The 24,574-nt window shown below is 64.4% G+C and carries 20 protein-coding genes; 7 read left to right on the top strand and 13 right to left on the bottom strand.

Features of this window, described 5'->3' with window-relative positions:
- Window positions 1-7 precede the first annotated feature (7 nt).
- Window positions 8-778, top strand: coding sequence for a MetQ/NlpA family ABC transporter substrate-binding protein (locus MF4836_RS12730; RefSeq protein ID WP_078470602.1), 771 nt, complete (start codon window positions 8-10; stop codon window positions 776-778).
- A gap of 36 nt (window positions 779-814) precedes the next feature.
- Here MF4836_RS12730 and MF4836_RS12725 read toward each other — a convergent pair whose 3' ends face one another.
- The 5 genes from MF4836_RS12725 to soxR form a co-directional block, all read right to left on the bottom strand.
- Window positions 815-2,149 carry a hypothetical protein gene (locus MF4836_RS12725; RefSeq protein WP_078470601.1) on the bottom strand — a complete coding sequence of 445 codons (1,335 nt, stop codon included), beginning with the start codon at window positions 2,147-2,149 and terminating at the stop codon, window positions 815-817.
- Window positions 2,146-8,499, bottom strand: coding sequence for an AAA domain-containing protein (locus MF4836_RS12720; protein ID WP_078470600.1), 6,354 nt, complete (start codon window positions 8,497-8,499; stop codon window positions 2,146-2,148). The genes MF4836_RS12725 and MF4836_RS12720 overlap by 4 nt, the downstream gene beginning before the upstream one ends.
- A gap of 15 nt (window positions 8,500-8,514) precedes the next feature.
- Window positions 8,515-9,159, bottom strand: coding sequence for a 4Fe-4S cluster-binding domain-containing protein (locus MF4836_RS12715; RefSeq protein ID WP_078470599.1), 645 nt, complete (start codon window positions 9,157-9,159; stop codon window positions 8,515-8,517).
- Window positions 9,156-11,036, bottom strand: coding sequence for an AAA family ATPase (locus MF4836_RS12710; protein WP_102047905.1), 1,881 nt, complete (start codon window positions 11,034-11,036; stop codon window positions 9,156-9,158). The genes MF4836_RS12715 and MF4836_RS12710 overlap by 4 nt, the downstream gene beginning before the upstream one ends.
- An 83-nt stretch (window positions 11,037-11,119) precedes the next feature.
- Window positions 11,120-11,569 carry a redox-sensitive transcriptional activator SoxR gene (gene soxR, locus MF4836_RS12705; protein ID WP_078470597.1) on the bottom strand — a complete coding sequence of 150 codons (450 nt, stop codon included), beginning with the start codon at window positions 11,567-11,569 and terminating at the stop codon, window positions 11,120-11,122.
- A gap of 109 nt (window positions 11,570-11,678) precedes the next feature.
- On the opposite strand from soxR, the gene MF4836_RS12700 reads away from it, so the two are divergent.
- Window positions 11,679-12,074, top strand: a complete 396-nt coding sequence (locus tag MF4836_RS12700; protein ID WP_078470596.1) for an antibiotic biosynthesis monooxygenase family protein — start codon at window positions 11,679-11,681, stop codon at window positions 12,072-12,074.
- Window positions 12,075-12,076: 2 nt separating this feature from the next.
- Here MF4836_RS12700 and MF4836_RS12695 read toward each other — a convergent pair whose 3' ends face one another.
- The 4 genes from MF4836_RS12695 to msuE form a co-directional block, all read right to left on the bottom strand.
- Window positions 12,077-13,177 (bottom strand): sigma-54 interaction domain-containing protein, encoded by a 1,101-nt coding sequence (locus tag MF4836_RS12695; protein ID WP_078470595.1) that lies wholly within the window; start codon window positions 13,175-13,177, stop codon window positions 12,077-12,079.
- A 23-nt stretch (window positions 13,178-13,200) separates the two neighbouring features.
- Window positions 13,201-14,418 carry an acyl-CoA dehydrogenase family protein gene (locus MF4836_RS12690; RefSeq protein ID WP_177326786.1) on the bottom strand — a complete coding sequence of 406 codons (1,218 nt, stop codon included), beginning with the start codon at window positions 14,416-14,418 and terminating at the stop codon, window positions 13,201-13,203.
- Between the two features lie 102 nt (window positions 14,419-14,520).
- The gene (ssuD, locus tag MF4836_RS12685; protein WP_078470594.1) at window positions 14,521-15,666 is read right to left on the bottom strand and encodes an FMNH2-dependent alkanesulfonate monooxygenase; all 1,146 of its coding nucleotides are present in this window, start codon (window positions 15,664-15,666) and stop codon (window positions 14,521-14,523) included.
- A 9-nt stretch (window positions 15,667-15,675) separates the two neighbouring features.
- Entirely contained in the window at window positions 15,676-16,239 is a 564-nt protein-coding gene (gene msuE / locus MF4836_RS12680; RefSeq protein WP_020297809.1) for an FMN reductase, read from the bottom strand.
- Window positions 16,240-16,637: 398 nt separating this feature from the next.
- Here msuE and MF4836_RS12675 point away from each other — a divergent pair, with 398 nt between their 5' ends.
- The 4 genes from MF4836_RS12675 (at window position 16,638) to MF4836_RS12660 (ending at window position 20,869) form a co-directional block, all read left to right on the top strand.
- The gene (locus tag MF4836_RS12675) at window positions 16,638-16,907 is read left to right on the top strand and encodes a hypothetical protein (protein WP_078470593.1); all 270 of its coding nucleotides are present in this window, start codon (window positions 16,638-16,640) and stop codon (window positions 16,905-16,907) included.
- 101 nt (window positions 16,908-17,008) lie between these two features.
- Window positions 17,009-17,623, top strand: coding sequence for a LysE family translocator (locus tag MF4836_RS12670; protein WP_078470592.1), 615 nt, complete (start codon window positions 17,009-17,011; stop codon window positions 17,621-17,623).
- Between the two features lie 209 nt (window positions 17,624-17,832).
- Window positions 17,833-19,002, top strand: a complete 1,170-nt coding sequence (locus tag MF4836_RS12665) for a cysteine desulfurase family protein (RefSeq protein WP_078470591.1) — start codon at window positions 17,833-17,835, stop codon at window positions 19,000-19,002.
- 58 nt (window positions 19,003-19,060) lie between these two features.
- A complete protein-coding gene (locus MF4836_RS12660) occupies window positions 19,061-20,869 on the top strand; it encodes an aminopeptidase P family protein (protein ID WP_078470590.1) in 1,809 nt (602 codons plus the stop codon).
- Window positions 20,870-20,919: 50 nt separating this feature from the next.
- On the opposite strand, the gene MF4836_RS12655 is transcribed toward MF4836_RS12660, so the two are convergent.
- Window positions 20,920-21,510 (bottom strand): 2-hydroxychromene-2-carboxylate isomerase, encoded by a 591-nt coding sequence (locus MF4836_RS12655; RefSeq protein ID WP_078470589.1) that lies wholly within the window; start codon window positions 21,508-21,510, stop codon window positions 20,920-20,922.
- Between the two features lie 36 nt (window positions 21,511-21,546).
- The gene (locus MF4836_RS12650) at window positions 21,547-22,287 is read right to left on the bottom strand and encodes an SDR family oxidoreductase (RefSeq protein ID WP_078470588.1); all 741 of its coding nucleotides are present in this window, start codon (window positions 22,285-22,287) and stop codon (window positions 21,547-21,549) included.
- 93 nt (window positions 22,288-22,380) lie between these two features.
- On the opposite strand from MF4836_RS12650, the gene MF4836_RS12645 reads away from it, so the two are divergent.
- Window positions 22,381-22,944 (top strand): TetR/AcrR family transcriptional regulator, encoded by a 564-nt coding sequence (locus tag MF4836_RS12645; protein WP_078470587.1) that lies wholly within the window; start codon window positions 22,381-22,383, stop codon window positions 22,942-22,944.
- An 11-nt stretch (window positions 22,945-22,955) separates the two neighbouring features.
- On the opposite strand, the gene MF4836_RS12640 is transcribed toward MF4836_RS12645, so the two are convergent.
- Entirely contained in the window at window positions 22,956-23,237 is a 282-nt protein-coding gene (locus MF4836_RS12640) for a hypothetical protein (RefSeq protein WP_020297800.1), read from the bottom strand.
- A 179-nt stretch (window positions 23,238-23,416) separates the two neighbouring features.
- On the bottom strand, window positions 23,417-24,304 hold the full coding sequence (rhtA, locus tag MF4836_RS12635; RefSeq protein ID WP_078470586.1) for a threonine/homoserine exporter RhtA: 888 nt from the start codon (window positions 24,302-24,304) through the stop codon (window positions 23,417-23,419).
- Window positions 24,305-24,574 lie beyond the last annotated feature (270 nt).

The following is a 24,574-nucleotide window of genomic DNA, read 5'->3' as shown; positions in this document are numbered from 1 at the left end:
GCACAGCATGAAAAAGTCCCTGGCCATCCTGGCCGCCGTCCTGTCGTTGAGCGTTCACGCCAATGAAAAACTGATAGTCGGTGCCACCCCGGTGCCCCACGCGGAGATCCTCGAATTCGTCAAACCGACCCTGGCCAAGGAGGGCGTGGACCTGGATATCAAGGTCTTCACCGACTTTATCCAGCCCAACCAGCAACTGGCGCTGAAAAACCTCGACGCCAACTATTACCAGTACCGACCGTTCCTCGATGACTTCAACAAGACCCGCCACACCGACCTGGTGCCGGTGGTGGGCGTGCACATCGAACCCTTTGGCGCCTACTCGACCAAGATCAAGAACATCTCCGAGTTGAAGGACGGGGCCACGGTGTCGATCCCCAATGACCCGGTGAACACCGGCCGCGCCCTGGTGCTGCTGCACGAGGCCGGTTTGATCAAGCTCAAGGACCCGAGCAACACCCTGGCCACCCAGCGCGATATTGCCGAGAACCCCAAGCACCTGAAGATTCGTGAACTGGAAGGGGCCTTGCTCGCCCGTTCGGTGAGCCAGGTGGACCTGGCGTTTGTTTTCGCCAACTACGCCCTGGAAGCCGGGATCGACACCAACAGCGCGTTGATCGTGGAGAAGGGCAAGGACCTGTACATCGAGTTCCTGGTGGCGCGTCCGGACAACATCAACGACCCGCGGATCCAGAAGCTGGCCAAGGCCTTGAACTCCGATGAGGTCCGGCAATTTATCCTGACCCGCTACAAGGGTCAGATTGCCCCGGGCTTCTGATTTGCCCACTCGGCGCCCGGTGCCCGCCGGGCGTTGTCACAAGGTGCGCAGCTGACGCACGTCGTGCTGCACCAGCGCTTCATCCAGCGCCACTTCCTTGAGCGGGACCGCGCCCACGGCCAGGGCCTTTTCGATGCTCAGGTCATCGCCCTGGGCCGCGAGCAGGGCCTGCAGGCGCTGGAATTCGCCGCACCAGATGGTTTCGATGTCCTGGTCGCGCTGGCTGTCGTGATTGGCGGTCAGCGCCACCGCACGCACTTGCAGCCGGCCATTGTCGGCGCTGCCGCCGACTTCGACGCCATAGCCCGGGGTGGCGGTTTTGCGCAGCACCACCCGGCCCTTGTCGGCCCAGGCCGTGGCCATGCCTTCACGGACTTCGTAGCCCAGGCTGCTCAAGCCTTCCAATACCGCCTGGCGCCGGGCCAAAGCGGCCTGGCGTTGCAGGTGCTCGGCGATCAGTGCGGTGCATTGTTCGATCAGATCATTGACCCTGTGCGGGTCGTCGGCGGCGCACTGCTGCACCTGGCTGAGCACGTCCTGGGCCGCTTCGCCGAGCAGGGTCTCGACTTCCGCCGCCAGATCCTGCAACTGGGCCAGGCGCCCCCGGCGTTCGGTGCTGGCGCGGGTGGCCGCGGCCAGTTCCAGCACCAGGCTGTCGAGCAGCAGGTTGCGTTGCAGGCTCCGGTGTTCGCTTTCTATCAGCACCAGCTTGGCCAGGTACGGCTCGGCGCTGGCGTCGCTGTCGAGGGTCTGCAGGTGGGCGATATGCCGATCGATGTCGAGCAGCCGGGGTTCGCGTTGTTCATGGGCGGCGCGCCACTGGGCCAGGGTCTGGGGCGCGGTGTCGGTTTGCAGGCGCCGGGCCAATTGTTGCTGCGCCTCGCTCAGGCTGCTGTCGACCGGCGTGGCGCTGAGTGCGGCAAAGCCCTCGGCCAGAATGCCTTCGGCCTGTTCGTCCCCTCGGCCGTCTGCCAGGGCGTGCAGTTGCTCCAGCAGCGCGGCCGGCGCCTCTTTGCCTTGCAGGGCCTTGAGCAGGGTCGCCGCGTTTTCCCGCAGGCGCCGCTGCCATTGCCGCTGCTCGGCAGCGCGTTGCACCGCGCGCTCTTCGCGTTGGGCCAGGTCACGCTGGAGAAACTCGATCTCGATCGGCACCAGGGTTTGCAGTTCACGCAACTGGTCGGCGTCGATCAGGCGTCGCAGTTGATCGCGACGGGCGTAGGTGGCGGCCTGTTCGCCGGCGTTGAGTTCACCGATCCGTGCGGCTTGCTGCTCCCAGCGGGCGATGGCTTTTTCCAGGCGGCGCAAATGGCCGGCGCAGATCTCAAGGACTTCTTCGCGGGTAATGATGCGTACGACTTTAGGGCCGCTCATGGGGTGTCTTCCGTATCGAGGAGGGGCTGCACTGCGTCCGGCTCGGCGACTATGGCCGGGGCCACCAATGGCGGGGCCACGACCGGCTCGCTCAGGGCGCGTTCGATGGCGGCTTGCAGGCGGGCGCGCTCGGCGTCGCCATCCTGGTACCAGCCCTGGGACGAGACCCGGTGGATATGGGGAATGGCCCGGCGCAGCACCGACGGCCGCCAGATCTCTCGCGATCGGGCGCGGCCGAGCAGGGCGTGGCGCGGGGTGTCGCATTCGATGCCGATGGCATACAGCCCGGTGGCCGGGTTTTCGATGGCGAAATCCAGGCCGAAGGCATCGCCTTCGTTGGCCGGCGCTGCGGTCCAGCCCAGGGTTTGCACAAAGGCCGCCACGGCCTGGGTAAAGCCGTCGCTGTGGGCGCTGTGTTGCAGGCGCACTTCCGGGCGTTCGGTGAGCAGGCGCCCGAGTACGTTCTGGCTGGTGCTGAACTCCCCGGCAGACAGCGCCCGGGCGTATTCCAGGTAGCCCTGCAGGTAGTCCCGGGGGCTGGCCGGCGGGCGCTGGGTGCTGAGCATGTCGGAGATGTCGGCAATCGGCATCGAGGTGATCATCACCACTTTTTTCCGCGCCCGGGTCACGGCCACGTTGAGTCGGCGCTCGCCGCCGGTCTGCCCGAGCACACCGAAGTTGCGGCGGAAGCTGCCCTGGCTGTTACGGCCGAAGGTCGAAGAGAAAACAATGATGTCCCGTTCGTCACCCTGGACGTTTTCCACGTTCTTGACGAACACCGACATGTCTTCGCCGTCTTCGCTGCGTTCACGTTCCTGGCTGTAGGCGGCGCGGAACACCGGGTCGAGTTCGGCGCGGCGTTCCAGGCATTCCTCGATCAGGTCGGCCTGCTTGCGGTTGAAGGTCACCACGCCCACCGACGGTCGCTCGTCGTACGGCGTCAGCCACAGCTGGGCCAGGTGCTCGACCACGCGCTCGGCTTCCAGGGGGTTGCTCTGCTGCTGGTAGACGCCGTCGACGCGAATCAGCTCCAGGGGCTTGATGCTGAGGATATTGGCCTGGGGATGGCGCACCGGAATACTCAGGCGGTTGCCATAGAACGAGGCGTTGGAGAAACCGATCAGCTCGCGGTAGGCCGAGCGGTAGTGGATCTGCAAGGTGGTGGCCGGCAGCGAACTGCGGGCCAGTTGCAGCAGGTCCGGGCAGTCCTTGATCTCGCGCCGGTTCCAGGTGTCTTCGAATTCCTCGCGCTGTTCTTCGCTGTCCTGGTCTTCCGGCAGGTCGCCGTCGAACAGTTCGGCTTCGTCACTCTCGACCCGGCTGGAGAAAAACGCGGTCGGCGGCATTTGTTTTTCATCGCCGCTGACCACCGTCACCCGCCCGCGATACAGGGTCGGCAGGGCGAACTCCACCGGCATCTGCGAGGCTTCGTCGTAGATCACGATATCGAACAGGCCGGGCTTGAGCGGCAGCACCCGGCTCGCCACATCGGGGTTCATCAGCCACACCGGACGCAGGCTCATCAGGCCCAGGCTCGAGCCCATCTCGATGAATTCCCGCAGGCGCCGCGAACGCCGGCCTGTCAGGCGCGTCACGTCTTCCCATTGCTTGCGCGTGCCCAGGCGTGCGGCGTCGATGCCCTCGCTGAGCAACTGGCGATTGAGCATGCGCATCTGCGCGTCGGCTTCGGCCAGGCTGGCAATTTTTGCGGCGGTCTCGCTTTGCTCCAGCATCAGCTCCGGCAGCTGTTGCTCCATGCGCCGTTTCCAGGCCAGGCGCGCTTCGCGGTTGAGCATGCGCCGGATCAGCGCCTCCAGTTGCTCGGGCGGCACGGCATCGAGGGCCGCTTGTTGCTCGCGCAATACGCCAAACAGTTCAAGGTCGGCGGCGGACAGTTGGCCGACCCGGGTCCGGAACTGCTGATAGGCCGCCAGCGTCGGCAGCGCAGCCTCCAGGCGGTTGAGGATCAGCAGGTTGCTCTGGTTCTGCTGCACCGCGCCTTGCAACTGTGCCAGGAGCGGCGGTTCCAGCCAGTCCCCCAGGCGTTGCAGGGCGGCCAGGCTCAGTTGGCGCACATTGCAGCGGATAAAGGCCACGTCGTAACCGGCGAGCAAGGCTTCCAGGGACTGCCGCTCGCCGGTGAGGATCGCGGCGTCCACCTGGTCGACCCGGGGTGCTTCGGCCAGGCCCCGGGCCAGGGCGCGCATGTCCTGCAATTGCCGCAGGTCATTGCGCACCAGCGGGTGCAGGGCCAGGCCGCTATCACTGGCCACTTCGCCCAGGCCCAACACCTGGTGCAACTGGCCGAGCTGGTGGCGCAGCGGACGCCACTGGCTTTCCAGCAGGGCGGCGTTGAGCAGGGCCGGCAGCCGTTGTTCGCTGGCGTTTTCCCCCTGTTCGGCGAGGAAGCCCAGCACCTTGCTGCGGCGCACCAGGCGCAAGGGGTTGAGCCGGGCCAGCCAGGAAGTGCCCTGGATCAGGCTGCGGGTGCGGTTCTGCAAGGCCCGCAGCTCGGCCGGTGGCAGGCTGCCGAGGGCCGGCGACAGGCTGGCCTGGTAATGGGCCGGGTCGCACTGCTGCAATTGCAGGTCCAGTTGTTCCAGGGCCTGGATCAGGCCATCGCCCTGGGGCGTTTCGCCGCCATGGCTGCGAAACAGCGGCAGCCAGCGGGCCAGCAGGTGGCGATGGCTGTCGTCGAGGCCGAGCAGGCTTTGCACATGGCCATCGAGCCAGGCGCGATAGGGCGCCGGGTCCTCGACTTCAAAGCTTGCCGGGTGGCTGTCCAGGGTTTGCAGGCGCGTGCGCTCGGCTTCCTGAAAGCTTCGCAGGCTGCTGTCGAAGGCTTGCAGGCTGGCCTTGTCGGTGGGAAAGGCCTGGACCTGGGCCAGCACGCTGTTTTCGTAACGTGCCGGCAACCACAGCCGGGCCAGGGGCGCGCAGGCTTCTTCCAGGCGCGTCAGGTCGGCGATGTCCAGGGCCGCCAGGCGCTGGCGCAGCACCGGCATGTCCAGCGGCGCGGTGCCTTGTTCGAGGCCGATCAGCTCGCCGAGCAGGGTCCGGTAGCTGAGGCCGGTGTGTTCATCGAGACGGTGCAGGCTCTGGTGGAAACGATCCAGCTCGCCTTCCAGGGCTTCGATCCGCGCCGCCAGGCGTTCGCGCTGGCGCAACCAGGGCTGCTCCACCACCTCGACCTTGAACAGTGCCTCCAGTTGCTCGCGCACGCTGCGGATCACCGGTTCGCGGTCGCGGTTGATGTCGTTGAGCATGACGATGCGGTTGCCCAGGCCTTCGGCCACCAGGCGTTTGTGCACCACTTCCAGGGCCGCGTGCTTCTGGCAGACGATCAGCAGGCTGCGCTGGCGGCCAATGGCGTCGGCCACCATGTTGACGATGGTCTGGCTCTTGCCGGTGCCGGGCGGACCTTCCACCAGCAGCCCGGGGGCTTGCCGGGCCTGGAGCACGGCGGCTTCCTGGGACGGGTCGCTGGCCACGGTGAAGAAGCGTTGCAGTTCCGGCACCGCCTCCATGGCCGGCGCCTGGGTGCTGCCCTCGGTCAGGCGCAGGGCGGTTTCCAGGCCGGTGCCGCCGGGGGGCAGGGCCTTGAGCTGGCGCAGGTCTTCGCCGATGGCCTGGCCCATGAAGGCCACATGGAACAGCACCGCGGAGCAGGCCAGTTGATCCTGGTAGGCGACCACCTCGGTGGTGGCCGGCGGCAGTGCCCCCAGCACCCGCGAACGGGCGGTGGCCAGCATGCCGAAGGCGTCCATCACGTCGGCCGCCTTGAGCGCCGAGCGCCCCAGCAGCTCGTCGGCGGCCTTGCGCCAGACCTTGCTGGCGTCGATCCCGAGCAGGGTTTCCAGGCCCGGGTTGAGCCGCACCTCTTCGCGTTCGCTGTCGAACACCAGGGACACCTGGCCACGGCTGCCGACTTCCAGCAGCAGCTTGACCGGCCACAGCAGCAGCGGGGCGATGCGAGTGCGGGTGGTGCCGCGCGGGTCGCGGGTCAGCAGGAACGGAAAGCCCAGGTACAGCCCGTCGATCCCGGTGTCGCGCTTATACAGCGAGCTTTGCCGGTACAGGCTGTTCAGGCGCCCCTCTCGCCCTTCGTCGCTGGCGAAGCAGGCCGGGTCCAGGGCAATCGGCTGCGCGTTGCGTGCCACCAGGTGATCCAGCAGGGCCGGGGCCGGGCTGCGTTCGCTGTGCAGTTCGTGGAGATCGACCCGGGCCGTGGTCTTGCCGATGCTCATGCGCACCAGCGGCCCGCGCATGACCACGCTGGCAACCTTCTTCTCGAAGAAATCCAGGATCTGCGACACGTAATGCTGCTTTTGCGGCTCCAGCCATTGCTCGGCCGGGATCGCCAGCAGCACCAGGGCCCGGGCCAACGGCATGCGCCGCTCCAGGCGGAACTGCTCGGCCCACTCATCGATACTCGGCACGCCACAGCGGGCAAAGCCGCTGATGCGCTCGTCGACGCTGCGGTAAATGGACGGCCGTGGCTGCGCCAGCAAGCTGCGCGCCGCTTCGTCTTCATAGCTCAGCACCACCGCGTCCCGGGCCAGTTGCGCGGCTTCCTCGAGGATCGCGTCCACCGAACGGAACTGGCCGATGGCCGCACTGAGCAGCACGATCAGGTCTTCTTCGCTGATCAGGCGCCGGTCCGACAGTGACAGCACGCCGTGGTGCTCGCTGTCGGGCAGCAAGCGCTGGCGCTCTTCCCACTGCGCCGCCAGACGCGCGCGGGAGGTCGAGAGCAGGTAGATCCGCAGCTGGTCTTCGTCCAGTTCGATGGATTGATGCTGGGCGCGCTGGCGTACCTGTTCGGCGCGTACCTTGAGCCGCGACAGCCAGTGTTCGGTCTCCAGGCGTTCCAGCAGGTCGGGGGCCGGGCCGCTGATCAGGCGATAACCGTCCAGGGGGTGTTCCAGCAGCCAGCCCGGGGTGACGATGTCACCGCGCTGGATCAGCGGCATTTCCGGGTTCAGCAGCTTGAGCGCGAGCATCAGCCGCACATCATCTTCCAGGCCTTCGTGCTGGGCCACCTGGCGCAGGCCGGCCAGCAACTTGGGCGCCAGGCCGGCCTGTTCGGCCCAGGTCACGATCACGCCGCGCAGCAGGTGGTCCAGGGCCTGGTCCCAGTGCTGCGCTTCGGCGGCGGCCAGGGCAAACAGCCGGGGCTTGCGAAAGCGCCGGCTGTCCAGGGCGATGGTTGCGCCTTCGGCGGTGTCTTCCTCGGCGGCCGTGGCGGCGGGGGCGCTGACCGCCTCGCCATTGAGCCAGGCCTGGACCTGCGGCCATTGCCAGCGCTGGTGGCGGTCACGGGCCAGCAGGCCGCGCAGCAGCAGGTCGAGTTGCGGGTCGAGGTCCTCGGGCAACAGCACGCCGTTGGCCAGGATATGGATCAGGTAGGCATTGGCGTTGATGCCTTCAAAGCAGGCGCCCTGGGTCAGTTGCTCGAGCAGGATCATGCCCAGGCTCCACCAGTCCGACGCTGCGGCCACGCCGCCGGCAATCGCCTCGGGGGCCATGTAGCGGCTGGTTTCCAGGGGCGAGACGATGTCCAGGTCGAACTCCGACAGGCGCGCCGAACCGAAGCCGCTGATCACCAGGTCCAGCGGCTCGCGGCTGCGTACCAGCAGGGTCGCCGGGCGCAGGTCGCGGTGGCGCAGGCCGGCTTCGCTGAAGGCATGCAGGGCCTGGCCCAGCTCGCGAACGATGTGCTGCACCGCGCTGACATCAGTGACCACGATCCCCAGGTCGGCCAGGGTGCCGCCGGTGAGTTCTTCGGCCACTTCATAGGCGCGTTCGTCCCAGCGCCCGGTGGCGATGATTTCCGGTACGTGCTCGCGGGGCAGGCGCTTGAGCACTTCGTACACTGCCGGGTCCGGCTCGGAGCCAGCCTGGTACAGGGTCAGCACCGCTTGGCGGGCGCTGTCCAACTGCTCGGCCATGAACCGTTCGCGCACGCCGGTGCTGCTGATCTGGCGCAGCAGGCGCCAGCCGTCGATCACGGTTTCGCCGCTGGCGGCAGCCGGTTCCGGGGCCGCCACTGGCACCGGGTCGGTGACGGGGGCGGCGCTGGCCGGGTCGGCGCCGCACTCCAGGCACATGATGTCGCCGGGGTCCATGGGGTGCCCGGCGGTGCAGTGCAGGCCAATGGGCGCGGCGTCCAGAGTCTGCTGCTGGGCCAGCAGTTCCTGGGTGATCACCGGTTGCGGGTGCCAGCCGTCCGGGTGGATGGCCTCGGCGGAAAGCTCCCAGCCACAGGGCCGGTCATCCGGCAGCTGGCCTTCGCAAAAGATTTCCGCCAGCGGGCGTGCGGTCTGGCAATTGGGGCAAAAACGTATCATCGGTGGCAATTCCGGTTAACGGCGGCGTGAGGTATGGGCGCTGATCTGGAGTTGGTGACCTTGCTCGTGCAACAGGTCGCGCAGTTGCAACAAGTCGTCACGGCGAGGGATGCCGGCCATCCAGATGCTGCCATCGTCATCGAACATAAGGTCCAGAGCCCGGTCGTCCGCCTGCAATGGGCGCTCGTAGGCACCCAGGCGTTGCCGACCCAGCTCGGTGAAAAAAATCAGGCGTTGGTTATCGCTGCCGCGTAAGACCCGCGTTTGCGCCTGTTGTTGCTCGAACGGGTCGCATATCAGTGCATCGAGCAAACCCTCGGCGCGTTGCAGCAACGGTTGCAGGGTTTCCAGCGGGTGGCCGCTGTACACCAGGATATCGACCCGGGTGCGCTGGCGCAGCGCACCGAGCAGGGCCAGCAGGGCGTCGGGCTGGTCGAACGGCTCGCCGCCGGAGAGGGTGATGCCCTCGGCCTCGGTCAGCCACGGCTGGATATCGTCCAGCAGTTGCGCCAGGGCCAGCGGCCGTTTGCCGGGGCCCCAGGTGTCGGCGGAGATACAGCCGTCGCAGCGGATGCTGCAGCCCTGAAACCAGATGCCCAGGCGCCGCCCCGGCCCCAGGGTGGTGACCGGGAAATGCACCCGCGACAGGCTGATATTCACAGGGTACGGCGTTCCAGCAGCAGGCCTTCGGCGTTCAGTTGGCTGATCTGGAAGTGCTCGCCGGGTTGCGCATCCTGGTCGAACAGAGCCCGGGCCAGCGGGTTGAGCAGGTGCGCCTCGAGCTGGTTGCGAATGCCCCGGCCGCCGTTGGACAGGTCATGCAGGCACAAGTCGCGCAGGCTTTGCAGGGAGCCGGCGTCCAGTTCGATATGCAGCGCCTGGGCCGTGAGGTCGGCCAGGGTATTGCCGACCATCTGGTGAAAGATCTCGCCGGCCACGTCCTCACGGATGAAATCGAAGACGATGATGTTCTCGCCGATGCGGTTGAGGATCTCCGGACGGTTGAGCACCAGTTTGAAGTAACGCTCGATTTCCCCCAGGACCTTGCCCTGGACCACCGGGAAGGTTTCCCCCGGCAGTACGTTGGCCACCCGCTCGCCGTTCTCGCCCTGGCGGTAGATGCCGAGGTTGGAGGTGAAGACAATCAGCGCCTCGGAAAAATACACCCGGTCGCCCCGGCCCGAGGTGAGCACACCGTCGTCGAGGATTTGCAGAAACTTGTCGAGGATGCGCGGGTGGGCTTTTTCGATTTCATCGAACAGCACCACGCTGAAGGGTTTTTCGCGGATGGCATTGGTCAGTTCGCCACCGACGTCATAACCGACATAACCCGGGGGGGCGCCCACCAGGCGCTGGTCGGCATGTTCGGCGCTGAATTCCGACATATCGAAGCGGATGTACGCGCTTTCATCACCAAACAGCAGGCTGGTCACGGTCTTCGCCAGTTCGGTCTTGCCCACCCCGGTGGGGCCGGCGAGAAAGGCCACGCCCCGGGGTCGATTGCCCTTGCGGCTGGCGCCAACGCCGGTCATGGCGCGCTTGACGATATCCAGCATGTGGGTCACGGCATGGCTCTGGCCCTTGACCCGCTGGCGGATGAAGTCGTCGGCCTGGCGAATCCGCTGGCGGTCGATCTTCAGCCACGGGTCTTCGGTGACCCCGACCTTGTAGCGCCGCACCGCATCGCCGATGCGCTCCAGGGCTAGGCCTTCGACCCGGGCCAGTTGGGCGATGGCATTCAGGTCGAGGAGCAGCAGGCCTTCGGTGTTTTCGGCAAAGTCGCGGGCGGCTTTGTGCTGGGTTTCCTCGCTGGCTTCCTGGCCGCCGGCAAGGCCGCGCAGCAAGGCCGGGGCCAGGGCCAGGCGCGCTTGCTGGTCGGGTTTGGACACCGGGATATGGCGCAGGCGAGGGTTGTCGATCAGCATCCAGTCCGGCAGGTCGCCTTCTTTTTCCACCACCCAGAGAATGCTGTTGAAGAACGGCTTGCGCTGCTCGCCGGCCGGGCGGCCCCGGGCCTGGTGGGACAGCACCAGGGCCTGGGTGAAGAGTTGGTGTTCGGCCGGGGTCAGGGCGTCGTTGCGAATGACCAGGCGCGAGGCAAAATCGACAATCAGCGCCAGGGGCTCGCCGGGGCGATTGACCAGGCGCTGTAAGGTGGCGCTGAGCAGGTCGGTGCCGGCTGGCGCGGCGCCTTCCACCGGGGTCAGGCCCAGTTCGCGCAGCAGGGTGTCGGCAATGGCCGGATCGGCCCCGGGTGGCTGCAACACGCGAAACCCGGCCAACGGGTCCCAACTGATGACTTGGCTGTAGCCGGCCGCCAGCAGTTCGTCGCGCAGGTTGAGGTTGAAGGTCTGGGGCGTGATGACCCCGGGCGCGACTTCGCTGGCCTGCAGGTCGCGGACATTGCCAGACAGCACGAACTGACTTTTAAGGGGCAGGAAACGCAGCAGGTCGCGCAGCCAGCGCGGCTTTTCGAAGGAGGCAATCCGTGGCATGGAAGGGTGCTCAATGTAGGAGGCAGTTGCGGACATTAGCATAGGGTCGATTCTACTGACGACGGCCTACGGCCTGTTCCTACGTACTCGGCAGATTTCTTAACCTTCTCGGCCACCAGCCCCGCTTAATCCTGGAGGTGCGCCCCCGGTCCGCGCTCGCCCAGCACGTCACCAAAATTGCGCAGCGGGCAGGCTTCCATGGACAGGCAGCCACAGCCGATGCAGCCATTGAGCTGGTCGCGCAGCCAGATCAGTTTGCTGATGCGCTCGTCGAGGTCATTGCGCCACTGGGCGGAAAGATTTTTCCAGTCCGCTGCCGTGGGCGCCCGGCCATCGGGCAACGTCTGCAAGGCTTCGCCGATGGTGGCCAGCGGGATGCCCAGGCGCTGGGCGATCTTGATCAGCGCCACCCGGCGCAGCACCTCGCGGTGGTAGCGGCGCTGGTTGCCTGCATTGCGATTGCTTTTGATCAGGCCCTTGGATTCGTAGAAGTGCAGGGCGGTGACTGCCACGCCGCTGCGCTCCGAGAGTTGGCCGACGGTCAGTTCCTTGTGGATGTTGTCGCTGCAGATCATGGACGGCCCCGGATAAAAAAGTGACTTGACCTCTAGTTAACTCGAGGTTTTACCCTGCGCACCTTCGAATCGCAAGATTTCCGTTTTCACTTGTCCGTGGGGATTGGCCATGCACCTGCCCGAGAAAAACCGCAGCTTCACGCAATTGATCGAGTTCGAAATCGAACCCCACCAGCAGCCGGGGCTGGTGGCCGCACTGTCGGTACAGACCGAGCGTCTGGCCCAGGATCATGAGGGGTTCTTGAGTGCCAGCGTGCAGGCCAGCGACGACGGGCGGCGGGTCCTCAACTACCTGCAATGGCAATCACGGGAAGCCGGGGAGGCGGCCTTTCGCAGTTTTGAAAACGGCGAACAGGACTTCTGGCAGCTGATTCACGCCTATCAGGCCAGGACGGTGACCTTTGGTTCGTTCCAGGTGCTGCGCAGCATCGAGCGCAGCCCGGACAACGCCCTGCACTGTCTGTTGGTCGAGCCGAAAACGCCGGCCCCGCAACGGGTCAACTGACGTTATATCGACAGTTGCAGGGTGCGTTCGCTGGGGCCTTCTACCGGCCGCCTTTTGTTGACGGCCAGCTCGCCGATCTTGATCAGGCGGGTGCGGGTGACGTTACGGCTCAGGCCCAGCAGGTTGGCGGTGTGCACCTGGTTGTAATGGCTGAAGCGATAAGCCGCGCGCAGCAGGGCGTCTTCGACTTTCTCGTGCAAAGCCCCGGCCTGTTCTTCAAACAGTTTATGGAAGGCCCGCTCGAGCAGGGCCTGGGCCGAGTCGTCCTGGGTGCCGTGGCCGTCGTCCTGGCGCTCGATGCGCATGTTCGACAGGCGCAGGTCGTCGCGCTCGATCACCCCGTTGCGGCAGATCAGCAGGGTGTGGTGAATCACGTTTTCCAGCTCGCGGATATTGCCCGGCCAGCTGTAGCTCTTGAGCTTGGCTTCGGCTTCGCTGCTCAGGGACACGCTGCCGTAACCCAGGCGCTGGCTGTAGGCATCGATAAAGTGCCGGGTCAGCGGCAGGATATCGCCGGGGCGCTCGCGCAATGGGCTCAGTTCAAGGCTGACCACGTCCAGGCGGTAGTACAGGTCCTCGCGAAAATGCCCGGCGTTGATGGCTTTTTCCAGTTGCACGTTGGTCGCCGCCAGCACCCGCACATCGATCGGGATGCTTTTGCGCGAGCCCAGGCGCACCACTTCGCGCTCTTGCAGCACCCGCAGCAACTTGACCTGGATCGCCATCGGCAAGTCGCCGATCTCATCCAGGAACAGGGTGCCGCCGTTGGCCTCCTCGAACCAGCCGGCCTTGGCACTCAGGGCGCCGGTGAACGCGCCTTTTTCATGGCCGAACAGTTCGGCCTCCACCAGGGATTCGGAGAACGCGCCGCAGTTGACCGCCACGAACGGCCGGTTGCGACGCGCGCTGAGGTTGTGGATATGTCGCGCCACCAGCTCTTTGCCGGTACCGGTCTCGCCGATGATCAGGACGCTGGCTTCGCTCGGCGCGACCTGTTGCAAGTGGGCGAGCAGGGCCCGGGATTTCGGGTCCTCGAAGACCTGGGCGGTGGCCCGGATCGAGGTGGCCAGCGCGGGCGAGGGCGGTAAGGTCAAAAGCTGCATGGACACGCTCCGGGAACAGAAGGCTATGAATAGAAAGTCGGTGTCGGCAGGGACTGGTTCAGTGCCCAGTCGCCCAGCTCATGGAGTTTGTAGTCCAGCGGGTCGTGCAGGGTCTGGGTGCGCAGGTTGCGCCAATGCCGGTCCAGGCGCAGCGAGGCATGGGTGGAGCGGGCGCCGGTGACTTCGAACAACTTGCTGCACAGCTCAAGCCCGTTGCGGCTGGCGGCGACCTTGGCGGTAGCAATGGCGGTGGCCAGGTGCCCGCGTTCTTCGGCGCTCAGGGCCGGACCCCGGGCCCAGGCCTTGTCCAGCAGGTCGGCGGCGCGTTCCACCAGCAGGCGCACGCCTTCCAGGGCAACCCAGAACTCGCCGTAGTGGCTGAGCACGTAAGGGTCCTGGCGTACGTCCTGGGCGCTGGATTTATGCCAGGGCCGGGTTTCGGTCAGGGTGTATTGCCGGGCTTCTTCGAACGCGCCTTCGGCGATGCCGAGGAACATATGGGTAAAGGTCAATTGAGCGATCAGCGGCCGCAGGCAGGCGAACGGCGTGCTCAGCGGACCCGGGTCGAGCAGCAGCTCCGATTCTTCGACCCGCACCCGTTCGAAGCTGGCACTGCCGCTGTCGGTCTGGCGCTGGCCCATGTTGTTCCAGTCGTTATGCAGGGTGATGCCGCTGCGGCCGCTGGGGATGGCGGCAATCAGCAGCTTGCCACCGGCGCTTTCATCGACCGCCGAGGCGATAAGCATTTCCGAATCGCTGGCGCCGGAGCAGAAGCTCTTCTTGCCGGAAAACTCGCGCCAGCCGCCGAGGTTCTTGACCACGGTGCGGGTGTCCAGCGGGTTGAGGGCATTGCCCCAGAACCAGTTTTTGCGCGCGGTCTGTTCGAACCAGGGTTGCCACTGCTCGGGGCGGGCAAACAGGCGCACGGTGGCCAGCATCAAGTGATGAAAGCCGAAGACGTGGGCGATGGAACTGTCGACCTTGGCGAACTCGCGGACGATGTTCAGGGTGTCGCTCCAGCTGGCGCCGAGGCCGCCGTACTGGGTGGGGATACTCAGGGCCAGCAGCCCGCTCTGGCGCAGGGCATCGCGCTGGGCCTTGGGGGTGCCGCCACGCTCATCGCGTTCGACGGCGGTCAGGGCAAACTCGGCGGCCAGTTGGCGGGCGGTCTGCAGGGGGGACAACAGGGCGCTTTGCGGCTTGGCAGTCACGCGGTGTTCCTCGTGGAGAAGCGTGGTCATCGCAAACCCTGCGCAGCAGTCGTATTCCCATCCAATGGGCCGGCCATGAAGCACCGCCCATCGGCTTTGCACGACCACCGCGCGACACAGGTTTGCGAGCAATCAGGCCTTGGCGTGTGCGGGGAGGACATCGTTGGCGATCATTTCGCCAAACGGCCCGGTGAGGTTGGTGACGCCACGGCCGGCAAGGCTGGCGTAGGGTTCCGGCAGCAGCGGGAACACCAGTTCGGCGAAGCGGTAGGCCTCTTCCAGATGCGGGTAGCCAGAGAAGATAAAGCTCTCGATGCCCAGGTCCGCGTATTCCTTGATGCGTGCCGCCACCTGCTCGGGGTTGCCCACCAGCGCGGTGCCGGCGCCACCACGGACCAGGCCGACCCCGGCCCAGAGGTTGGGGGCGATTTCCAGGTTGTCGCGGCGCCCGTCGTGCAGCGCGGCCATGCGGCGCTGGCCTTCGGAGTCGAAGCGGGAAAAGGATTTCTGCGCGGCGGCGATGGTTTCGTCGCTGATGTGCTCGATGAGCTTGGCGGCGGCTTTCCAGGCGTCCTCTTCGGTTTCACGCACGATCACGTGCAGGCGGATGCCGAATTTCACGGTCCGGCCATGGCGTGCGGCGCGCTCGCGGACGTCGGCGAGTTTTTCCGCCACGGCGGCCGGTGGCTCGCCCCAGGTCAGGTACACGTCCACCTGTTCGGCCGCCAGGTCATGGGCCGCGTCGGAGGAGCCGCCGAAGTACAGCGGGGGATAGGGCTTCTGCACCGGTGGGTACAGGGCCTTGGCGTTTTGCACCTGCAAGTGCTTGCCTTCGAAATCCACGGCTTCGCCTTGCAGCACGCGACGCCAGATCTTGAGGAACTCGTCGGTCACTTCGTAGCGTTCGCTGTGGTCGAGGAAGATCCCGTCACCCCGGTTTTCATCGGGGTCGCCGCCGGTGACCACGTTGATCAGCAAACGGCCGTTGGACAGCCGATCCAGGGTGGCGGCCATGCGCGCCGAGACCGTGGGCGAAATAATCCCCGGGCGGATCGCCACCAGGTAGCGCAGGCGTTCGGTGAGGGGCACCAGGGCCGAGGCGATGACCCAGGAGTCTTCGCAGGAACGGCCGGTGGGGATCAGCACACCGTGGTAACCGAGGTTGTCGGCGGCCTGGGCCACTTGTTTCAGGTAATTGAGGGTGACCGGGCGCGCGCCCTGGGTGGTGCCCAGGTAATGGCCGTCGCCGTGGGTCGGAAGAAACCAGAAAACATCCATGACAGGTCCTTAAGCGATTTTCAGCAGATTTTTCGGATGGGCGCCGAACAGGGGAGCGGCGCGTTCTGCAGCAAGGCGAATGCGGGCCTTCAAGGGCTCACTGGTTATTTGGTAATTGGCGAAGTCGGCTTCAGTGGCATAGACCCCGATCGGCAGCGTCAGGGCCTGGAAGAAACTGAACAGCGGGCGCAACTGGTGATCCAGCACCAGGGCATGCCGCTCGCTGCCACCGGTGGCGGCCAGCAGCACCGGGGTGTCGATCAGCGCATTGAGGTCGATCAGGTCGAACAGGTGCTTGAGCAGGCCCGGGTAGGAGCCGCGATACACCGGGGCGGCGACGATCAACAGGTCGGCGCTTTCGATGGCTTGCAGCTCGGCCTCGATCTCGGCCGGCAGCTCCTGACGCGACAGCGCGGCGCCCAGGGGCCGGGCAATGTCGCCCAGTTCGATCAGCTTGCTGTCGATCGGCAACTGTTCGGCCAGTTCGGCGAGCAGGGCCTGGGTCAGCACCAGGGTGCGCGAGGGACGCCAGGTACCGCCGGAAAGGGCAACGACTTTCAATGGACGCGACATGATCAGTTCCTTTTTAAACAGTGGCTCAAGGAGCAGTGAGAAGTCCCAGAGCCTGAGCAAGAGCTGTACCAACGACCGCAGCCCAGGTATTACGGGGCTTGTAGCCCAATGGCAGGGTGTCGGGTGCTGTTGCCTGGGTCTGCTTTTGTTGATTGGCTGTTGCCTGGCAAACAGTTGCTCAGGCAACAGCCGTGCAACGGATGGCCAGTTATAAAGCCTTGTTGTTATTCCTCAAAAGAGCGTATTTCCATATTTATAGATCATTAAGAAATATAAGGGCCGCCAATAACGGGTACACAAACAGTCGATAGCGACTATCGAGGCTGTTGATTTTTCTCTCCCGGGAGGCGGGAGTAGCCTGTGTTCATTGTCCGCAACCCGATTTCCAGGAACCCGCCATGAACCGTCTTCCCGCCCTTTTACTGTTGCTCGCCGCCACTGTTCTTGCCGGTTGCGCCAGCCCTTCCACCCCCGAATTGCGGCCCTACACGGCTGAAGAAAGCCGCGAACTGGCCCTGGAGGCGCTGAGCCGTCGCAGCTTGTCGTTCGATGAGTACCAGCAGAAAAAAGCCCAGTTGCTGGGCCTGCCGCAAAAGGTCCCGGGTTTTGACAAGCAGGGTGAGATGAGCGCCGAGCGTGGGCTCAATCTGCACGGGCGGGCCAGCTGAGGCGTCTGTACTGCTCGAAGTTTTCTCCAACTGTCCGTGGGTTTCGCGCCTGGGCTCGAATAAGGTCAATGCCTGACTGACCTGCCCCAAGGACTTGCCCCATGACTCTCTCCCCGGACCTGCTGCTGGCGTTTGCCTTGTTTGCGCTGGTTACCTCCATCACCCCCGGACCGAACAACACCATGCTCCTGGCGTCAGGGGTCAACTTCGGTTTCAACCGTTCGATCCCCCATATCCTCGGCATCAGCTGCGGCTTCTTCGTGCTCGTATTAGCGGTCGGCCTGGGGCTGGGCGCGGTGTTCGAGGCGTACCCGGTGCTGTACAGCGTGTTGCGTTATGTCGGCGCGGCCTATTTGTTGTACCTGGCGTGGAAGATCGCCCGTTCCGGGCCAATGTCCGAGACCGAGCAAGGCCAGGGCAAACCCATCAGTTACTGGGGCGCCGCGGCGTTTCAATGGGTCAACCCCAAGGCCTGGGTGATGGCCGTCGGTGCCATCAGCACCTACACCCCCTTGCAGGGCTATTTCACCAATGTGCTGGTGATCTCGGCGGTATTCGCCTTGATCAATGCACCGACCGTCAGCCTGTGGGCGGCCTGCGGCAGCCTGTTGCGCAATGTGCTGCGTAACCCGCGCTGGTTGCGGCTGTTCAATCTAGGCATGGCGGCCCTGCTGGTGATTTCCCTGTACCCGTTGCTGCTCGAAAGCGTTGGCTGAACCGCTTCAACCCGGCGCCAGTAGCCTGTTAAGCTGATTTCAGGAGCGTTCCTACGCACTTTTAAACGAAGTTGTTTTTCTTTAACTGCATTCGATCGGCTGTTGCCGGGCTGTCCTGCCGTTGTCGCGTGGCCTTCGAGCCTGCGCTGTGAGCGGCAACAGGACGCCCCGCGGCCTGATCCTGGAATAGTCTCTGTGGGTTTTTTGCCATGAATAAACGTCCTCTTTATTTCGACTACGCCGCCACCACGCCGGTGGATGAGCGAGTCATCCAGGTGCTGGTGGAGTGTCTGGGGTTTGCCGGCAACTTCGGCAATCCGGCGTCCAGCTCCCACGCGTTCGGCCAACAGGCACGACGCAGTGTCGAACTGGCGCGCCAGCAGGTCGCGCAACTGGTGGGTGCAAGCGCCGAGCAGATCGTCTGGACCTCCGGCGCCACCGAGTCCAACAACCTGGCGCTCAAGGGTGTGGCCCAGGCACGCGGGGTGTCCGGCGGGCACATCATCACCAGTCAGATCGAACACAAGGCGATTCTCGATACCGCCAAACAACTGCAGGAAGCCGGCATTGCCGTGACCTACCTGGTGCCGGATACCGAAGGGCTGATCAGCGCCCAGGCCGTGAGCGAGGCGCTGCGTGACGACACCTTTCTGGTGTCGCTGATGCTGGTCAACAACGAGCTGGGCACGGTCAACGACATTCCTGCCATCGGCCAGGTGGTGCGGGAGCGCGGTGCGTTGCTGCATGTGGACGCGGCGCAGGGCGCGGGCAAGGTGGCCATCGATCTGGCGCAATGGCCGGTGGACCTGATGTCGTTTTCCGCACACAAGATCTACGGGCCCAAGGGCATCGGCGCGCTGTATGTCGGCCCGCGCGCGCAACAGCGTTTGCAGGCGCAGATTCACGGCGGCGGCCACGAGGGCGGCTTGCGTTCCGGCACCCTGGCCACCCATCAGATTGCCGGGATGGGCGCCGCCTTTGCCCTGGCCGCCGAACACTTTGAGCAGGAAGCCGCGACCATCGCCGATCTGCGCGCGCGCCTGCTCGAACAACTGGCCGATATTCCAGGTTTGCGGCTCAATGGCAGCGCCACGCAGCGTATTCCCCATACCCTGAGCCTGACCTTTAACGAAGGTGCGTTCGATGGCGCAGCCTTGAGCGCGTCCATGGCGTTTTCCGCGACCTCGGCCTGCAATTCGGCGAGCAATGCGCCGTCCCATGTGCTGCTGGCACTGGGGCATGACGCACGGTCCGCCGGCCGCACCATCCGCCTGAGCCTGGGGCGTTTCACCACTGAGCAAGACATCGATCAGGCCGCACAGTTGATCAAGGCCGCCGTGGCCAGTGCGCCTGCGTTCTGGGCGGTGGCCCAACCCTGAAGAGGGCGCGGGCTTCAACCTTCTATAACAATGATCCAAACGGTTAGCAGGAGAGACAATGAGTACGCAGCCTTTGACCCATGGAACGGTTCCCCAGCGCCTGGCGCGCACCCGCGAACTGATGCGCCGCGAGGGCATCCACGGATTGCTGGTGCCATCGGCCGACCCGCACCTGTCGGAATACCTGCCGGGCTACTGGCAGGGCCGGCAATGGTTGTCGGGGTTTCATGGCTCGGTCGGGACCCTGATCGTGACGGCGGACTTCGCCGGAGTCTGGGCGGATAGCCGGTACTGGGAACAGGCGACCAAGGAACTCAAAGGCAGTGGTATCGAACTGGTCAAGTTGCTGCCGGGGCAACCCGGGCCCCTGGACTGGCTGGCCGAGCACACGCCCGAAGGCGCGGTGGTGGCGGTGGACGGCGCGGTGATGGCCGTGGCGTCGGCCCGCACCCTGGGTGACAAGCTGGAGCAACGGGGCGCGCGCTTGCGCACCGATATCGACCTGCTGGAGCAGGTCTGGAGCGATCGCCCGGCCTTGCCGAATCAGCCGATCTATCAACACTTGCCACCTGAAGCCACGGTCAGCCGCGTCGAAAAGCTGGCCAAGTTGCGGGAAACCCTGAAGGCGCGTGGGGCGGACTGGCACTTCATTGCCACCCTCGATGACATCGCCTGGCTGTTCAACCTGCGCGGCGCCGATGTGTCGTTCAACCCGGTGTTTGTCTCCTTTGCCCTGATCAGCCAAGAGCAGGCCACCTTGTTTGTGGCCCTGGGCAAGGTCGACCCGGCACTGCGCGCGGTACTTGAGCAGGACGGTGTGAACCTGCGCGATTACAGCGAAGTGGCCGCCGCCTTGAGCGCGGTGCCTGCGGGGGCCAGTGTGCAGATCGACCCGGCGCGGGTGACCGCCGGTTTGTTGGGCAACCTGGACGGCGCGGTGACCCTGATCGAAGGCCTGAACCCGACGACCCTGGCCAAGTCGCAAAAGAGCCTGGCCGACGCCGAACATATTCGCCAGGCCATGGAACAGGACGGTGCCGCGCTCTGCGAGTTCTTCGCCTGGCTCGACAGTGCCCTGGGCCAGGAGCGCATCACCGAGCTGACCATCGACGAACACCTCACCGCAGCCCGCACTCGGCGCCCGGGTTATGTTTCGCTGAGCTTCAATACCATCGCCGCATTCAACGCCAACGGCGCGATGCCCCATTACCACGCCACGCCCGAGGAACACGCGCTGATCGAGGGTGATGGGCTGTTGTTGATCGACTCCGGTGGCCAATACCTGGGTGGCACTACCGATATCACGCGCATGGTGCCGATCGGCACCCCGAGCGCCGAGCAGAAAGCTGATTGCACCCGGGTGCTCAAGGGCGTTATCGCGTTGTCCCGGGCGCAGTTTCCCCGGGGCATTCTCTCGCCCTTGCTGGACGCCATCGCCCGTGCGCCGATCTGGGCTGAAGGCGTGGACTACGGTCATGGCACCGGCCACGGCGTGGGCTACTTCCTCAACGTCCATGAGGGCCCGCAGGTCATTGCCTACCAGGCCGTGCCGGCACCGCACACGGCGATGCAGCCGGGGATGATCACGTCCATCGAACCGGGCACCTATCGGCCCGGCCGCTGGGGCGTGCGTATCGAAAACCTGGTGTTGAATCGTGAAGCAGGCAGTACCGAGTTCGGTGAGTTCTTAAGGTTTGAAACCCTGACCCTGTGCCCGATCGACACCCGTTGCCTGCAACCTTCGTTGTTGACCCAGGACGAGCGTGATTGGCTCAACGCCTACCACGCCGAAGTTCGCCAGCGTCTGAGCCCGTTGCTGCAAGGCGCGGCGCTGGCCTGGCTGGAGATCCGCACCGCGGCGATCTGATTGCCGATTGCGCCGTCTGCCCCTGGCAGGCGGCGCAGGGCGTGGGGAGATCAGCTCAGGGCTTCGCGCACGAAGTCCAGACGATCCTGGCCGAAGAACAGCTGATTATCGACAAACATGCTCGGCGCCCCGAATACGCCGCGCTGCAGGGCGTGCTCGGTTTTGTCCTTGAGGGCCGTCTTGACCTCTTCATCCTCGCACAGCGCGAGAATTTCCCGAGGGTCGAAGCCGCCCTGGCTCAGGGTGGCAGCTACCACTGCCGGATCATTGAGGTTCAGTTGGTCGACCCACAGCGCGCGGAACAGGCAATCGACAAACTGCCCGAAGCGTTCAGGGTGGCGCAATTGGACGCCGGTCACTGCGCGCATCAGTTGCAGGGTGTTGATCGGGAAGTGCGGGTTGAAGTTGAGCGTCACCTGGTAGCGTCTGGCGTAGCGTGCAAGGTCTTGCAGCATGTAGCGACCTTTGGCGGGAATGGTCACGGGTGAGGCATTGCCGGTGGTCTTGAACACGCCTCCGAGCAACATCGGTTGGTAAATCAGCTGGCTGCCGGTTTCGGCGCAGATCTTGGGCAACTGGGTGTAGGCCAGGTAAGACGTGGGGCTGCCCAGGTCGAAGAAGAACTCGACGCTTTTGCTCATGGAGGGTACTCCCTGATTGTTGTTATTGAGGGGGGGTTACCAGCGCTCGTTCCACGGCCGCAGGTCGAGCTCGAAGGTCCAGGCGTCCCGGGGCTGGCTGTGCAGGTACCAGTAGTTGTCGGCGATGTGCTCGGGATTGAGGATGCCGTCCTGATCCTTGAGCGCGTATTTTTCCGGGAAGTTGCTGCGAATAAAGTCGGTATCGATGGCGCCGTCGACCACTACGTGCGCGACGTGGATATTCAACGGGCCCAGCTCCCGCGCCATGCTTTGTGCCAGCGCGCGAATACCGTGCTTGGCTCCGGCGAACGCGGCGAAACCGGCGGCGCCCCTTAGGCCGGCAGTGGCGCCGGTGAACAGGATGGTCCCTCGCTGGCGGGTGACCATGCGCTTGGCGACTTCCCGTCCATTGAGGAAGCCGGAGAAACAGGCCATTTCCCAGATCTTGAAGTACTTGCGTGCCGTCTCTTCAAGGATGCTGCACGGCACATTGGCGCCGATATTGAAGACGAAAGCCTCGATCGGGCCGACCTGGGTTTCGATGTGCTCGATCAACGCGACCACGTCTTCTTCCTTGCGTGCATCGCAAGCGAACCCATGGGCCTCACCGCCTGCTTGCTGGATGGACTCGACCAGCGGCTGCAGTTTGTCGGCGCTGCGTCGTGTGACACAGGCGACATACCCTTCTGCGGCGAAGCGCCTGGCGATGGCGCCGCCGGTGGCATCGCCAGCCCCAACGACCAATACGACTTTCTTGTTATCAATGATTGCAGTCATGGTGGGATCACTCATTAGTAAACGATCGTTAACTAAACGAACGTTATGCTACGATTCGCGACGCGTCAAGACGAGAGATCAGCGAGGCAGACCATGCGCTATTCAGCCAGTCACAAGCAGGAAACCCGGGAGCGGCTGCTGCAAAGCAGCGCGGTGTCGGCCAAGAAGGAAGGCTTTTCCAGTGTTGGTGTGGATGGGTTGATGAAGGCTATCGGACTGAGTGGCGGTGCTTTCTATAGCCACTTCTCGTCCAAGGACGAACTGTTCGCCACGATCGTCGAGCGTGAACTGAGCCATAGCCTCGAGCGGCTGGGTGGGGAGGGCGAGCAAAGTCAGGCCAGGTTGCGCCGTTGCCTCAAGCAATACCTGAGCATGAGTCACGTCGAACAACCGGAGGCTGGGTGCGCGTTACCGACATTGGGTGCGGAAATTTCCCGGGCATCGGTGGAGGTGCGTCAGCAGGCGCAGGACTGGATTTGCCGTTTGCAACAATGCTGGGCCCAGACCCTGGGCGATGAAGCCCTGGCCTGGTCGATCCTGTCGCAGTGCGTGGGTGCACTGGTAGTGGCGAGAATGCTGGTCAGCCCGGACATGCAGCGCCAGGTGCTGAAGTCGAACCATGACCGGATCGTCAGCCAGCTAAGCGAACCCACCTGAGGCGCGTGCGCTTACTTGCAGATGACGATCATGCTGCGGCTGGTGTAGCCGGCGGGGTTCAGCCCGAACGGGTAGTCACCGGGTTCTTCAGTACCGTCACCCGACTTGGCGATCACCCTATAGCCTTTGGGGCCGCAGGAGTCGGTAGCGCGGGTGTAGCATTTGTCCCAGGAAGAGGACAGCCCTGAACAGTTGATATGCAGCCCCTTTTTGCCACGCTTGACCTCGGTCTTCGCGGTCGCGGCGCAGCCTGCAATAGCAAGTACAGCCAACAGTATCAAAAATCGTTTCATTCCCGTCCTTAATGCCGGCCTCGAGTCTGGTGCTCGAGTGTGACTGCAGTGAGCCTGCATTGACCGCTGCTTTAGCGTTTGCGATATCCCTGTCCGAAAAGTCCGTGGTTGACGCTCCATTAGCCGGCTAAACATCGCTCAATTGAGCGCTAAATACCAGAGCTAGATCGCAGATAGAATCAATCCGCTGCGACCATGGGTTTGGATTCGCTGCGCATGGTCATGGTCGCTCCGACCGAGGCCAGGATAATGCAGGCGATCGCGAGCCATTGCGCCAGAGACAGGTATTCATGCAGGAACAGCAAGCCGGACAAGGCGCCGAAGGCTGGTTCGATGCTCATTAATGTGCCGAAGGTGCGGGCGGGCAGTCGGGTCAGGGCGACCATCTCCAGGGTGTAGGGCAGGGCGGTGGACAAGATTGCCACGCCGAGTGCAACCGTGATCAGGGCTGGTGTCAGCAAAGCCGCGCCCGCATGGACAATGCCGACCGGGGCCACCACCACGGCGGCGATCATTACGCCGAGGGCTGCTGTCTGAATGCCGTTATCGGCCCCGGCCTTTTGCCCGAACAATATATAGAGCGCCCAGCACACGCCTGCGCCCAGGGCATAGGCTGCGCCGACCAGATCGATGCTGGCACTGGTTTCGCCAATGGGCACCAGCAGCAGTAGCCCGATGATCGCCAGGCCTATCCACAAGAAGTCGACTGCACGCCGTGAAGCATAAATAGCCACCGCCAGCGGGCCGGTGAACTCCAGGGCCACTGCAATACCCAGAGGCACGCTTCTGAGGGACATATAGAAGAGGAGGTTCATGCCGCCCAGCGCCACGCCATACACCAGCACCGTGCGCAATGACTTTGCGGTGAGCTTGGCGCGCCAGGGGCGCAGGAGCAGCAACATGATCACGCTGGCGAAAATCAGCCGCAGGGTGGTGGTGCCCTGGGCTCCAACCACGGGAAACATGCTCTTGGCCAGGGAGGCGCCGGATTGGATCGAAGCCATGGCGATTAGAAGCAGGCCAACCGGGAACAGGGTTGCACCGAGGCTGCGGGGTTGATCGTTCATTTCTGGATGTATCCGAACTAGTCAGGCGGGGAGCACATCATGCTCAAGTCGTCCGGGTTGCGCAATATATTGCTCAAGGTGTTTCTTTCCTTCTATATAGAAGGGCGATTGGCGGGTATTTCCAGGTTATTGATAGTAAATACAAATTAGGGGTTGACGGCAGATTCTGGAAGTCTATAATTCGCCCCACTTCCGGCGCAGTCGAAACGGAAAACTCCTTGGTAAACAAAGAGTTACGCGGTTTTCGACAGCGAGCTGCTTCAGATCATC

The organism is Pseudomonas sp. MF4836 (genome assembly GCF_002018875.1).
Lineage (GTDB): Bacteria > Pseudomonadota > Gammaproteobacteria > Pseudomonadales > Pseudomonadaceae > Aquipseudomonas.
Note: the sequence above shows the minus strand (reverse complement) of the source record. Positions and strands in the feature narration are given on the sequence as shown.

Bases quoted from the DNA above. Each gene is read 5' to 3' on its own strand.
- MF4836_RS12730 (WP_078470602.1), top strand. From the start codon at position 8: ATGAAAAAGTCCCTGGCCATCCTGGCCGCCGTCCTGTCGTTGAGCGTT.
- MF4836_RS12725 (WP_078470601.1), bottom strand. From the start codon at position 2,149: ATGAGCGGCCCTAAAGTCGTACGCATCATTACCCGCGAAGAAGTCCTT.
- MF4836_RS12720 (WP_078470600.1), bottom strand. From the start codon at position 8,499: ATGATACGTTTTTGCCCCAATTGCCAGACCGCACGCCCGCTGGCGGAA.
- MF4836_RS12710 (WP_102047905.1), bottom strand. From the start codon at position 11,036: ATGCTAATGTCCGCAACTGCCTCCTACATTGAGCACCCTTCCATGCCA.
- soxR (WP_078470597.1), bottom strand. From the start codon at position 11,569: ATGATCTGCAGCGACAACATCCACAAGGAACTGACCGTCGGCCAACTC.
- MF4836_RS12700 (WP_078470596.1), top strand. From the start codon at position 11,679: ATGCACCTGCCCGAGAAAAACCGCAGCTTCACGCAATTGATCGAGTTC.
- MF4836_RS12695 (WP_078470595.1), bottom strand. From the start codon at position 13,177: ATGCAGCTTTTGACCTTACCGCCCTCGCCCGCGCTGGCCACCTCGATC.
- MF4836_RS12690 (WP_177326786.1), bottom strand. From the start codon at position 14,418: ATGACCACGCTTCTCCACGAGGAACACCGCGTGACTGCCAAGCCGCAA.
- ssuD (WP_078470594.1), bottom strand. From the start codon at position 15,666: ATGGATGTTTTCTGGTTTCTTCCGACCCACGGCGACGGCCATTACCTG.
- msuE (WP_020297809.1), bottom strand. From the start codon at position 16,239: ATGTCGCGTCCATTGAAAGTCGTTGCCCTTTCCGGCGGTACCTGGCGT.
- MF4836_RS12675 (WP_078470593.1), top strand. From the start codon at position 16,638: ATGAACCGTCTTCCCGCCCTTTTACTGTTGCTCGCCGCCACTGTTCTT.
- MF4836_RS12670 (WP_078470592.1), top strand. From the start codon at position 17,009: ATGACTCTCTCCCCGGACCTGCTGCTGGCGTTTGCCTTGTTTGCGCTG.
- MF4836_RS12665 (WP_078470591.1), top strand. From the start codon at position 17,833: ATGAATAAACGTCCTCTTTATTTCGACTACGCCGCCACCACGCCGGTG.
- MF4836_RS12660 (WP_078470590.1), top strand. From the start codon at position 19,061: ATGAGTACGCAGCCTTTGACCCATGGAACGGTTCCCCAGCGCCTGGCG.
- MF4836_RS12655 (WP_078470589.1), bottom strand. From the start codon at position 21,510: ATGAGCAAAAGCGTCGAGTTCTTCTTCGACCTGGGCAGCCCCACGTCT.
- MF4836_RS12650 (WP_078470588.1), bottom strand. From the start codon at position 22,287: ATGACTGCAATCATTGATAACAAGAAAGTCGTATTGGTCGTTGGGGCT.
- MF4836_RS12645 (WP_078470587.1), top strand. From the start codon at position 22,381: ATGCGCTATTCAGCCAGTCACAAGCAGGAAACCCGGGAGCGGCTGCTG.
- MF4836_RS12640 (WP_020297800.1), bottom strand. From the start codon at position 23,237: ATGAAACGATTTTTGATACTGTTGGCTGTACTTGCTATTGCAGGCTGC.
- rhtA (WP_078470586.1), bottom strand. From the start codon at position 24,304: ATGAACGATCAACCCCGCAGCCTCGGTGCAACCCTGTTCCCGGTTGGC.